Source organism: Nafulsella turpanensis ZLM-10 (assembly GCF_000346615.1).
In the GTDB taxonomy this organism is placed as follows: domain Bacteria; phylum Bacteroidota; class Bacteroidia; order Cytophagales; family Cyclobacteriaceae; genus Nafulsella; species Nafulsella turpanensis.
Window position 1 is genome coordinate 43,299 of the sequence record NZ_ANNU01000033.1, and the last position, 12,712, is coordinate 56,010.

General features: G+C 44.6%; 8 protein-coding genes. 2 read left to right on the forward strand and 6 right to left on the reverse strand.

The window, feature by feature from the left end:
• The 6 genes from F752_RS0113560 to F752_RS0113585 form a co-directional block, all read right to left on the reverse strand.
• On the reverse strand, positions 1 to 1,827 hold the full coding sequence (locus F752_RS0113560) for an efflux RND transporter periplasmic adaptor subunit (RefSeq protein ID WP_017732291.1): 1,827 nt from the start codon (positions 1,825 to 1,827) through the stop codon (positions 1 to 3).
• Positions 1,811 to 3,139, reverse strand: a complete 1,329-nt coding sequence (locus tag F752_RS0113565; protein WP_017732292.1) for a TolC family protein — start codon at positions 3,137 to 3,139, stop codon at positions 1,811 to 1,813. The genes F752_RS0113560 and F752_RS0113565 overlap by 17 nt, the downstream gene beginning before the upstream one ends.
• Before the next feature lie 13 nt (positions 3,140 to 3,152).
• Entirely contained in the window at positions 3,153 to 6,977 is a 3,825-nt protein-coding gene (locus tag F752_RS0113570) for an efflux RND transporter permease subunit (protein ID WP_017732293.1), read from the reverse strand.
• Positions 6,978 to 7,120: 143 nt separating this feature from the next.
• Positions 7,121 to 7,507 carry an HYC_CC_PP family protein gene (locus F752_RS0113575; protein ID WP_017732294.1) on the reverse strand — a complete coding sequence of 129 codons (387 nt, stop codon included), beginning with the start codon at positions 7,505 to 7,507 and terminating at the stop codon, positions 7,121 to 7,123.
• Between the two features lie 542 nt (positions 7,508 to 8,049).
• The gene (locus F752_RS24175; protein ID WP_316928880.1) at positions 8,050 to 8,574 is read right to left on the reverse strand and encodes a helix-turn-helix domain-containing protein; all 525 of its coding nucleotides are present in this window, start codon (positions 8,572 to 8,574) and stop codon (positions 8,050 to 8,052) included.
• A 184-nt stretch (positions 8,575 to 8,758) separates the two neighbouring features.
• Positions 8,759 to 9,853 carry an ice-binding family protein gene (locus tag F752_RS0113585; protein WP_236614010.1) on the reverse strand — a complete coding sequence of 365 codons (1,095 nt, stop codon included), beginning with the start codon at positions 9,851 to 9,853 and terminating at the stop codon, positions 8,759 to 8,761.
• 1,073 nt (positions 9,854 to 10,926) lie between these two features.
• On the opposite strand from F752_RS0113585, the gene F752_RS0113595 reads away from it, so the two are divergent.
• Both F752_RS0113595 and F752_RS27000 read left to right on the forward strand, forming a co-directional pair.
• A complete protein-coding gene (locus F752_RS0113595) occupies positions 10,927 to 12,045 on the forward strand; it encodes a sensor histidine kinase (protein ID WP_040664640.1) in 1,119 nt (372 codons plus the stop codon).
• Between the two features lie 481 nt (positions 12,046 to 12,526).
• Positions 12,527 to 12,709: an IS3 family transposase gene (locus F752_RS27000; protein ID WP_262491832.1), complete on the forward strand. Its 183-nt coding sequence runs from the start codon at positions 12,527 to 12,529 to the stop codon at positions 12,707 to 12,709.
• Positions 12,710 to 12,712: the final 3 nt, after the last annotated feature.

Here is a 12,712-nt window from a genome sequence, read left to right on the forward strand (position 1 = left end):
CTATTTTCCTTCTATTACATCAATTACTTCACCGCAGCTAAGCATAACCTCTGGCATAAACGGATTGCGGATTTCTTCTATCTCACTCAACCAGTAAGCGCCGTTTCCATCCTGGGCCATCGGGCAAAAGTCTACATACAGTGTCTGGTCGGCGCCAAAAGCCTCTACTAATTTAATGAGGGGCTGAGAGAGATAAATGAAGTTCTCCCGCTTACCTTCCAGGGTATCGGCCTCTTTGCAGAGCTTGGCATGCTGAAACAGGAACTTTCTTTTTTCCTGCCAGAAGGCAGCTGCCTCTCCTTCCAGAACGCTTCCATCCAGCTTCTCCAACACTAGCAAAAGGGCTGTACTTGCTTTGGCTACTTTTTCCTCATCTGCCTCTACCAGCCCTTCTTTCAGCACCAGGTAGGCCTCCACGACTTCATTTAACTGGTCGATGAAGACATCCGGCACATCGGCACCTAAGTCCGGTACTACTTCTTCAATAAAGGCCTCAGTCTCTACCTGCACTTCTCCTCCACCCATATCCATACCAGGCATTGGCGGCATTTCCTCTCCCGTAGGAACAGGGTTCATCATACTCATCTTGCCTTGCAGCTGGGCGGCAGCATCTACTTTAAATACTCCATTGGCTACTATTTCTTCTCCAGCCTCCAGTCCTTCGGCCACTACATATAAATCGCCAGCCTCAGGGCCTAAGATCACTTCGCGATACTCGAAGGTGGGCTGCTTGAATTTTGGATCTTTCACATAAACCACCGATCTTTTACCCGTCCAGAGGACTGATGTTTTCGGTACTACCAAAGCACTTCCTACATCATCGAGTTTACTTTCCATGATTCCCTCTGCAAACATTTGCGGCTTTAATTCACCTTCAGCATTTTTTACTTCCGTCCTCACCTGGGCTACCCTGGTTTGAGGGTTGATGACCGGGTCGATAAATGTAACCTCACTGGTAAATACTTCGCCGGGCTTGGAGGGGACGGTAAATTTTACTTCATCGCCTACTTCAATCCAGGGGAGATCACTCTCATAGGCATCGAAAAGTACCCATACTTCGTTTAAGTTCGCCACATCGAAGAGCGGCTGCCCTTCAGTGACATAATCTCCTTCATTTACATTTTTACTTACCACCGTACCCGATTGTGTCGCGTAAATGTCGAAGTTGTACTGTATTTCGCCCTTTTCCAGGATGTTCCGAATCTGGGCATCTGTTAAATCCCACAGCTTAAGTTTATTGAGGGCAGCTTCATAAAAGGAAGGATTGGTTTCCTTGAAGCTTACGGCCTCCAGCAATTCTTTTTGGGCCTGTATGAGTTCGGGAGAGTAGATAGAAGCTAACTTTTCGCCTTTCCTGACTTCTTCGCCGGTAAAGTTTACATACAATCTTTCGATACGGCCAGGAAAACGAGCGGTCACGGCAGCTATTCTTCTTTCATCGGCCTGTACTTTTCCAGGCAAATAAATTTCCTTGACTGGAACGGTCCGCTCCACCTCTACAGTTTGTATATCGGCAATGCTCATGGCGGCCTCCGTCATCTGTATTTCATCAAGACCTACGGTTTCCCCGCCGGAGGCTACGGGAATCAGGTCCATTCCGCAAATAGGACATTGCCCCGGACCATCCTGCCGTATCTGGGGGTGCATGGCACAAGTCCACACTTCCGCTTCTCCCTCCTCATGCTCATGTACCGCCTCGGCTACTTCGCCTTCACCCACCGCGACTTCCGCTTCGGGCGAACCGCCAAAAAATATCCAGCCTAAAAACAGGCCTGCTACTAAAAAGCCAAGCCCGATATATATTACCTTTTTATCTATCTTGTTCATGTTGTTCTCCCATTAAGTAGTGAATCCTGTAAACATTATTGTTCTTTTCTGTTCTGGCCTTGGCCAGCTCCAGGCGGTAGTTCAGTAATCTCCTTTCCATGCGAATAATCTCAAAGAGGTCGTTCTGCCCGGTAGCCAGCTCCGTCTGCAACAGCCTTAAGGACTGCTCTGCAAGGGTGGTGAGTCTTGTATAAAGCTCCACCTTCCGCTGTGCCTCCAGGTAATCGCGGTAGCGTTGCTCCATTTCCGTCAGCAGCTCATTCTCCAGGTTCTCTATTTCGAAGCCGACTGCCTCCTGCCGGAGAAGGGCTTCTTTCTTCATGGCCTTATATTTCTTCCTGTAAATCGGCAGCCGAATCCCTAGCTGGGGAAACATAAAAACATCCTGTCCGTTATCCGGAATCGCCATACCCGACTCCAGATTTGTTCTGGGGGATATATAGGTATAACTGGTACCAAGGGTAAAGGAAGGCATACCCATTTTTTCAGCCACTTCTGCCTCATATTCATGTACCTGTGCCTCATGTCGCATGTGCACGATATGAGGGCTCGTGGCCAGAATTTCTTCATATATCTCACTCTTTTCCAGGAGCAGTTGTTCTTCCCAGAGGGAATCCGGAAGATCAACAGGCTCTTCCAGATCTGTATTTAACAGCTGTTCAAATTCAGTTAATAAGGGGAGCCTGCTGTCGAGCAGAAATTCGAGTTCGCTCTGCAGTTCTTCCTCTTCTATCTGCACCTGCAGTACGGAAGAAAAGCCTGCTTTCCCACTCTCAAAGGTTACTTCTGCGATTCCTTTAAAAGACTCCAGCAGCTTTAGGTTTTCCTCTGTAATGGCAATGGCCTTTTCCAGGTAATACAGTTCATTGTAGGTAATGCGGATGTCGCGGTACAGCTCGGCCTTGGCAACATTGAACAGGTGCAGGGCTATTCTTGCCCTTTCAGCGGCTACTCTTTGTTTTGCATCCAGGGTACCAAACCAGGGAAACATCTGGCTAAAGGAAGCATTTGCTTTTTGCTCCCCTACCCTTGTTTCTACGGGTAGAATAAAATAGCCAAAGCTCAGCTGTGGGTCGGGCAAAACTCCTTCCTGTTTCACTTCCTCTAAGGCGGCTAAATATCTGTTAAAAAGAGCTTTCAGTTCAGGGTTATTTTCGGCGGCCGTTACCAGGTAGTCATGAATGTATTCCATAGATGGGTCCTCTTCCATCCCTGGTGAGATCTCTTCCTGTGCCTGCGTAAGCAATGGCACAAGAGAAAAGACCAGCACAAAAAACCAGGCGGTTATTTTTCTATCTTTTTTATTTTCCATAATTATTTTCTCTTTATGCTTCTACTTCCGCTTTTAGTTTCGGGTTAGACCACTTCCTTTCCTGCCACATGCTAAATAATACGGGAACCACGAACATAGTGAAGGTCTGGATGAGCATTCCGCCAAAGGTTGGAATGGCCATCGGAATCATAATATCGGAACCTTTACCCGTAGAAGTTAATACCGGCAGCAAGGCAATAATCGTGGTGGCGGTGGTCATCACGGCAGGCCGAACCCTTTGACTACCGGCAATTACCACTGCCCGTCGAATGGATGGTGTATCCGTAGTATTTTCTCTTGCGAATACCTGCTTCAGATAAGTACCCATGAGTACACCATCATCCGTGGCCACTCCAAAGAGGGCGATAAAGCCTACCCACACGGCCACACTCAGGTTTACCGGGCCTATCTGGAAAACATCCCGCATATTCTCCCCGAAAAGGGTAAAGTCCAGGAACCAGGGCTGATTGTAAAGCCACAACAGGATAAAACCACCTGATAAGGCTACAAACACGCCTGAAAAGGCCATCATTGTAAGCTGAACATTTCCAAACTGAAAGTACAGGAGCAGGAAAATAGCCAGTAAGCTGATCGGAATTACGATGGAGAGGGTTTTTGCTGCCCTTATCTGGTTCTGGTAATTACCGGCAAATTCAAAACTTACCCCTGGCGGCACCTCAAACTCACCTGAGGCAATCTTCTCCTGAATGAGTGCCTGCGCATTTTCCACTACCTCTACCTCAGCAAATCCAGGCTCTTTATCGAAGATGACATACGAAAGCAGATAGGTATCTTCACTTTTAATCATCTGAGGCCCCTGAACATATTCCACCTCTGCCAGCTGCCCTAAAGGCACCTGTACACCAATGGGCGTAGGAACCAAAATATCCTTTATATCTTCGGGATTATCCCTGAACTCACGGGCATAGCGTAAACGGACGGCATAACGCTCGCGCCCTTCCACCGTGGTGGTCATGGTCATCCCACCAATGGCCGCACTGATAATGCGCTGCACATCGCCTATGGACAAGCCGTAGCGGGCAATCGCCCTGCGGTCGATATCTAATTCTATGTAAGGCTTTCCCACCACCCGGTCGGCAAAGACAGAGGCAGGTTTTATTCCCGGAACCTGCGTCAGGATATCCTCCATTTCCAGGCCAACTGCTTCGATCGTTTCCAGGTCCGGGCCAAATACCTTTAGTCCCATTGGGGCCCGCATACCGGTAGATAACATTATCAGTCGGGTAGCAATAGGCTGAAGCTTCGGCGCTGAGGTCATGCCAGGTATATGGGAGGCTGCAATAATCTCCTCCCAGATGTCATCGGGCGACTCAATATGGTCGCGCCACTGGCGGAAGTACTTGCCATCCGGATCCGGTATCAGCAGGGAAATATCCAAATCCTCACGCTCCATGGTTGCCGGGTCGAACACTTCCCCATTCTTTAATACATACTGCTCTTCGTCATTCACCTTAAATGGCACACGATGACCGTCCTGGTCCCGCACATATTCCGACTTGTAGTTGATTACGTTTTCGAACATGGAAATAGGAGCAGGGTCCAGAGCTGTATTGGCGCGCCCCCATTTTCCTACAGTAATGTCTACTTCCGGAATAGCAGTAATCCGCTTATCGAGGAGGCGAATGGTTTCAAGATTTTCCTCTACTCCGGAATGCGGCATGGTGGAAGGCATCAGCAAAAAGGTTCCTTCATTGAGCGGAGGCATAAACTCTTCCCCGGCACCGGGAAACTGCTCATCTAAAGTGGCCCATACAGCAGTTTTGCGAATGTCCCATCCCAGCTTTTCACTGGTATTGGCTACTACGCCAAAAACGGTATCGAATCCCTGCCAGGCCAAAATGCCAAAGAGAAATATCATTAGCGGAATGGAGAGAAATTTCCATTTATTTTCCAGGGCCCACTTCAGTATGGGTTGATAATACTTCACCATCAAAAATAAAAGCCCCAACACCACAGCAATGATACCTGCTACAAAAACCAGGTTGATCAGGTAAGTATGATCCGCCCCTAAAGGAAGCCACTCTTTGTTAAGGAAGTAAAGCATTCCTACCAGCACGATTCCTATATTTAAATAGTTAGGATACTGCTTCTTATTTTCCGGCCAAATTGGCTCCAGCAGGTTATTAATGCCTAAGGCAATAAACATAATTCCCACCCATGGCACATAAAACAGCAGAAGGATACCTAAGGCAATAAGGCTGAAGTTCCACATTCTCCGGGTTCTCTTCTTCCCAAGATTCAACGAAAACAGCCCGTGTGCCAGGGCCGGAATTACCACCAGGCCTACAAACATGGCCGCCAGCAGGGCAAAGGTTTTGGTAAAGGCAAGGGGCCCGAACAGCTTTCCTTCCTGTCCGCTCATAGCAAAAACAGGGATGAAGCTAATGGTGGTCGTAGCCAGGGCCGTAAGCACAGCCGAAGCTATTTCTGTGGCACCCTCATAAATGACCTCCAGTTTAGAACGTCCTTCATTTTCCGGCATCTCCAGGTGACGGATGATATTTTCGGTAAAAATCACGCCCACATCCAGCATCACTCCAATGGCAATGGCAATACCTGAAAGGGACACAATGTTGGCATCCACCCCGGCATAGCGCATGACAATAAAAGTCATGAGCACGCCAATCGGCAGCAGACTGGAAATCATGATGGAAGCCCGCAGGTTAAGCACCAGCACGACTACTACGATTATACTGATGAGGATTTCCAGAATCAGTGCCTCCTCCAGTGTACCAAGGGTTTCGTAAATAAGCCCTGAGCGGTCATAAAATGGCACAATGGTTACTTTCGAGACTGTTCCATCGTCCAATACCTTGCTGGGAAGTCCGGGAGCGATATCTTCTATCTTGTCTTTTACATTATTGATAACGGCCAGCGGATTTGAGCCGTAGCGGGCTACTACAACGGCCCCTACGGCCTCGGCACCAGCTTTATCGAGCCCACCCCTTCGGGTAGCAGGTCCCATCTGTACTCGGGCGACCTCTTTCAAACGAATGGGCGTATTTTCATTCACCGCCACTACCGCCTCTTCGAGGTCTTCGATTTCTTCGATGTAGCCAAGCCCCCGAACAAGGTACTCCGCCTTATTAAACTCGATGGTTCGGGCTCCCACATCCATATTGCTTTCGTTCACCGCCCGCATAATATCTTCTACATCTACGCCATAGCTCTTCATGGCAATAGGGTCAATTTCCACCTGGTATTCTTTTACATAGCCCCCAATTGAGGCCACTTCCGAGACACCTTCCGCGGCGGAAAGGGAATACTTTACATAGAAATCCTGAATGGAACGCAGCTCCTGAGGATCCCAACCGCCGGTAGGTTCACCGGTTTCGGGATTACGGCCTTCCAGGGTATACCAGTACACCTGCCCAAGGGCAGTGGCATCCGGCCCTAAGGCAGGCTGCACCCCTTCCGGTAACAGACCTGCCGGGAGGGAATTGAGTTTTTCTAAAATGCGGGAACGGCTCCAGTAGAACTCTACATCTTCTTCAAAAATGATGTAGATACTGGAAACGCCAAAGATAGAGCTACTGCGGATGGTTTTGACCCCCGGCACTCCCAGCAGGGCCGTGGTAAGCGGATAGGTAATCTGGTCCTCAATGTCCTGAGGCGACTTCCCCATCCATTCGGTATAAACGATTTGCTGATTTTCCCCGATATTCGGAATGGCATCTACGGGAACAGGGTCTCTGGGAATCCAGCTTTCCTCCCAGTTAAAAGGAGCTACGGCAATGCCCCAGGCGACAAAGGCAACCGTAAGCAATACAGTAACGAGTTTATTCTCCAGGAAAAACCTAATGAGTCTATTAAGCATAGTTAATTTTATATTGTTAAAGAATACACAGGCCTGCTTTGATAGACAAAACCAACGGAATAGTACAGTGCTATATAAGACTTATTCTATACTAAGACCCGTTTTGCCCAAGGCTTGTTTTAACCAAAAATTTACTATGCTTATTAAAGAAGGAAGGACTGAACCCTGATATGGATACTGGGCTCAGTAAAGGGGGGGTATTTTAAAGTGGGTAATAAGTTATTGTTGTGCTCCTCTGTTAAAGGAGCAAACGCTAAAAACTTAATAAAGCTAACTAATGTGGCCTGTAATGCAGGCGTTAGTCTTACTTCCTGATGGTCTAGCTGAAAATCATCATCAACAGCATAATGATCTATCTCGCTCTCACACTCACAACCGGAGGGCATCTCCGCCTTATTACAGCATGGCTGAGTATCATGACCTAATGAAACATGCGCCAGTATTTCTCCACAGAACTGCTTTGTCACAGCATATCCTGCCGTGCTGATTAGCAAGGAAAGGGTCAGGAATATGTGGAAGAATTTACGCATTGGTTTTTATTTTCCTTTGCAAAGATAACGGTTAAATTATTTTTATGTGTTATATAATTGCGTTTTTAAGTTATATAATTTGGGAATTTACCTGATTGAGCGTTAAAAATGCACAAAATCATTTTAAATTCTGATTTTCAAAAGCGAAAAGATTACTCAAAACTGGTCCAGGCTTCATACTATTCTTGATTTTGACTGTAGCAAAAAGTGCCACCTTTTTTCCTGGTTTCTTCAAAATCTCCTGCCTTTAATCGGCGATGAATTTTTAATTTTGCTCCCTATTTGTACCTTGTCATTAGGTTTAGCTATTTATACGCCTGATAAACAGCTCTTTACAGATATTAAATGCCTTCTGTATCGCGGGAAGCTAACGCAGCACAATATCTTAGCAAAAAAAAGCAATTGCAGGTAAGTTTAATTTTGGGTGGCATTTTTGACTTTAGTCTTCATAGGTCCATTTCCAGGAAAGCCTACAATAGCATAGAAACTACTTCTAACTATTTTACATTAAAAATTCTCCAGGTTACCATTTCGCTTCTGCTTCAATTGTTTGTAGAATGAAGGAGAAAGTCCTGTGATTTTTTAAACTGATTAGATAAATGGGCTACACTGCTGTAATGAAGTTTATAGGATATTTCCGTCAGGTTTAGCTCATCGTATAGCAGCAGTTCTTTCACTCTTTCAATCTTATGAATAATGATATATTGTTGAATGGTAATCCCTTTTACTTCCGAAAAAATATTAGACAGATAGGTATAATCATAATTTAACCTTTCGCTTAGAAATTCAGAAAAATTCACCTTTGGGAGTTCGTCAGAATGGTGAATCATTTCAACAATTACATTTTTTATCTTTTCAATGAGAATGGCCCGCTTATCATCCAGCAATTCAAGCCCGGATTTCTCCAGGTTAATTTTCAATAAATTGCGCTGTTCCGGATTTATATCCTGTAGAATTTCAACCATTCCCAATTCCACTATTACACACTGAAAGCTCAGCTTCTCCAACTCCTCTTTCACCATCATTTTGCAACGAAGGCTTACCATGAATTTAATGTATAGTTTCAAATGAGATTGGGCCTAATGAGTTGCCAAAGGTACATTAATTCCCTGTTAAACAAGCAAACACCAATTGTATTAATTCATCTGAAATACCGGCTTTACTTATGCCTTAAATAAAAAAAGGAGCGCTGCAGATGGCAACGCTCCTTTTAAAATTATCAATCCAGTTCTGATGAAAGGTAAGCGAGTATTAAGGTTGTGTAACGGCGTTTCCGTCAAGAATTACCGCAGTTTGCGCCAGAATTCTGCCTTCATGGGTGGCTCCTGTGCCTAAAGTAACACCTGTCATAGAAAGAATAATTCCTTTAAATCCGGAGGTGGTTCCGAGTGTGACTTCCCCGCCAACCTGCCAGAAGATGTTCTTCGCCTGTGCACCACCGCTTAAGGTGATGTTTACCGCTGAACTTACGGCTAAGTCTCCCGCAATTTGGAAAATCCACACTTCGTTCGGGCCTCCGGAAATGGTAAGGTCCGTTGGGATGGAAACCGTATTGCTCCATTTGTATAAACCCGCAGAAAGAGTTCGCCCCCCTATATTTCCCGTGCCCAGCTCTGTAAAGTCTGGTGACGGACGGCTTGCAGCATCGTTGTATGCTGTAATCATGTTTTCTACAGCAGTGGTCAAATTTATGGGTGTAGGGTCGGCCATATCAGCTCCATAAACCTTGCCGGTAACCTGGGCAGAGGTTGCATAGCCCGTTGCATCTGTTAAGCTAAAGCCGGTAATGTAGGAAGTAGCAGCCGGACTTATCCCCATATCGCCTGTAATACTGGAAGTCGGATTATTGTTAATAGCGGTTTTGGCAAGAATTACATAATTGCCTGCAGCACCAAGTTCAACTACCGCTAAAGGTTCCTGTGCCTCTTCACCGGTGGTAAAAGACCATTCTGTAGCAGAAGCTAAGTTTTGACCATCCACCCCTTTCGCTTCCATGCTAATCATTGCTTTATATTCGAGATGGGCATCCATATCAGCAGAGGGAGTAAAAGTGGCCACTTTTGCTGAATAAGCCACTGTACCTTCAACTTCTGTTGTTCCCTTCTTTAGGGTAAAAGTGAACGCGTTAATGGTGGAGGCATCCATTTCCTCTGTAAAGGTTATTTTGATTACCTTATTTTTGGCGATATCAATAGCCTTGTTTTGGGGATCGGTGGTTGATACAGCAGACCTTGTAGAATCCGTTTCAATAGGAGGATCCGTTACAGGAGCAGGATCGATGTTTTGGGTTTCGCAGGCTGCCATTATCAAAATCAACAGCATTATCAGTACGTTTATTTTTTTCATATTTTTCATTTTGTTCTTTGAATGTGTGAGGGGTAATTCGGTGTGCAGCTTAGCCCGGTTAGCAGCCCCGGAAAGGAGCTGCCATTTTTGTTTTGATCGGTCCACGATTTGGTTATATGATTACCCTACAAAGATGAGGTTAATGAAATTATGAAGTGTTGCAAAAGTCCGGCAGATTATTACATAATTCACTGTTATGGAAAGCAACCATACAAAGCCCCTGATTCTTATTCTAGAGGCAGTTCCATCCCTGTTCCGTTTTCTATAAAATGATGGTAGAATTTTTGATGTACCGCCCAAAGATCCGGGAGGCCTAGGTAACCATCAGCTAACTATCTGTCTATCTAATGGCGGGTTTTACCCACAGGCTAATCCTTTCCTGGTTAGGAAGGTGGCTGTTACAAAACCTTTATTCTTTCCACCTGATCTGCACATGAAAGAGACTTTTAAAGAGGTGAAGGAATACAGAATAGTAAATATGTGAAATATGTAACAAATTCTCTTTCCTATGTAATAATGTGCCGGAAAAACAACTCCATCTTTATACTATCAATAACAAGTGCATTATTTCGGAAGGCCAACATCTGCCAGTAACGGACTTCAAAAAACCAATGCAATGCCGATTTGAAAGACCCGGTTCCTAAATTCCCTTCTATTCAAACCTCAGGCTTTGCTCCTGTAACCGTAGCTCTTTTAATAGAAAGGAATTTATCGGAAGTATCCTTTCCTACACCGGCAGAAAAGACGGCACATCTAAAGTGATTTGATTTGGGAAACATCTGGTATCACCTCCGGCAATAACTATCCGGAAGAAAGGTTATATAACCCTACCGTAATGATCGATATCATTACGGCTAAAAAACTATTTGCAAACAAAGCCACTATTAAAAAAGAATATCTGAAATTAATTATGGGGTCTGTTCTTTTTTACCAAACTTAAACCCTTTACAAGGGTCCGGGTGAGGTTTAAAACAAAGCCCATACTACTTTTACCCGTCTTTTCTACCATAAACGGTTCTTTCGAAGAGAACCAAAATCCAATGAAGTTAAAAACAAATAAATCCTATACTCTTATGGAGAAACCCCATAAAGGAAGAAAAGATAATCAGAAAATAAAAGAACTCATAGAGCTGAATGATGAGCTTGAAAACTATTTCCGGAATACCATCATTCCCCAACTCTTTGTTGATGCAAATTTAATACTGCGCAAGTTTACCCCTCCGGCCATGAAGCAATTTAGCCTTACCGAAACCCATATTGGCCGACCGATGGAGGAAATGGCCGACAATATTCGGTATTCGACAATTGTAGAAAATATTCAGGAAGTAATTCGCACCGAAGAAGTTTTTGAAAAAGAAATCCAGACGACCGATTTGCGTTGGTTCCAGATGAACATTATTCCTTACCTTCTTAAAAAAGAAAACAGAACTAACGGGGTAATTATCACATTTGTGGACATTACCGACCGCATAAAGGTTTTAAAAGAGCTGGAACGCTTAAATGCGGCCCATGAAACCTTTATTTATTCAGTTTCGCATGACCTTAAAGGCCCCCTTGCCAATATAGAAGGGCTTGTTCAGCACCTGGTCAAATCATCGGGAGAGTTAGCGGAAAAGATGGGAGAAGATAGCAAGGAGCAAAAATTTATTGCTGAATTGCTCGACCGCTCTGTTAAATCGATGAGAGACATCCTTAATGAGCTTTCTGAAATCGTAAAAATTGAAAAGAATTTCAAGGAACATGTAGAAACCGTTTACTTTGAAAATATCCTCCATGAGGTTGAAATGATGGTCAAAAGTAAAATCATCGAAAGCCAGGCAACAATCAGGTATGATATCCAGGTGCGTGAAATAAAATTCTCCCGGAAAAACCTCAGAAGTATTTTGTATAACCTTATCAGTAATGGCATTAAATACCAGAAACCAGGGCAGGCGCCGGAAATAACCATTAAAACAGGAATAAAAGATGACATGCTACACATTTCTGTTTCTGATAACGGGCTAGGAATTGCCAATGATCAACAGGACCTCATTTTCACCCCTTTTACCCGCCTGGAAAAAAGTATAGAAGGAACAGGAATCGGTTTATACCTGGTTAAGAAAATTGTAGAAAATGAGGGCGGGCAGATTATTATAAGCAGCAATCCCGGTGAAGGTTCACAATTTAATATTTACCTTAAACCAAAAGATTAAAAAGTATTTGATTGATCCGGAAGCTGCTAAATTGGTAAGGCCAGTGTGTTAGGTAAAAGTGGTATATCTAAAATATAGTAGCCAAGAATTTATCTGGCAGGTACATCAGGTTAAAACTTCTCGTGATCCAGCTGTTTCTGGATCATTTTTTTTTCTGCACCATCCCTTCGCTTTCAGGTGAAAGGCCTGGTTCCGAAAAAAATGTTTGATAGAATTCTGTCTGAACCTATAGAGCATCTTTTCCTTAGAAAGAGGAATACTTCTTAATAAGAAGGTCTGATATGGTGTCTTTCCGAAGCAGTGTTTCCCAGTAGGTTGATGCGGGGCAATTACCTGAAGGAACCATCATTAGGAGTGATAACGGCAGTCAATTTATTGCAGCTAAGGTCAGGGAGTATCTGGAATTGGTAGGCCTGGAGCAGGAGTTTACGCATGTAGCTACCCCTGAGGAAAACGGGCATGTAGAGCTTATCACGGCATCCTGAAAAAAGAGCTTTTCCAGCGGTTCGAGTACCATAGTTTTTCTCAGACCAGGGAGTTGATTGACCAGTATGTGCAGTACTACAATAACAAACCAAGGCATGAGAGCCTAAAAAGGCAAGCTCCAGAAAATGTTTGGTTGAGGGAAAAACACCTCCTGGAAAGAAAAGCTTGCGCCGCTTAGACA

What these genes read in the sequence shown, in the direction of transcription:
- F752_RS0113560 (WP_017732291.1), bottom strand. Translation starts at nt 1,827, where the DNA reads ATGAACAAGATAGATAAAAAGGTAATATATATCGGGCTTGGCTTTTTA.
- F752_RS0113595 (WP_040664640.1), top strand. Translation starts at nt 10,927, where the DNA reads ATGGAGAAACCCCATAAAGGAAGAAAAGATAATCAGAAAATAAAAGAA.
- F752_RS0113570 (WP_017732293.1), bottom strand. Translation starts at nt 6,977, where the DNA reads ATGCTTAATAGACTCATTAGGTTTTTCCTGGAGAATAAACTCGTTACT.
- F752_RS0113575 (WP_017732294.1), bottom strand. Translation starts at nt 7,507, where the DNA reads ATGCGTAAATTCTTCCACATATTCCTGACCCTTTCCTTGCTAATCAGC.
- F752_RS0113565 (WP_017732292.1), bottom strand. Translation starts at nt 3,139, where the DNA reads ATGGAAAATAAAAAAGATAGAAAAATAACCGCCTGGTTTTTTGTGCTG.
- F752_RS0113585 (WP_236614010.1), bottom strand. Translation starts at nt 9,853, where the DNA reads ATGAAAAAAATAAACGTACTGATAATGCTGTTGATTTTGATAATGGCA.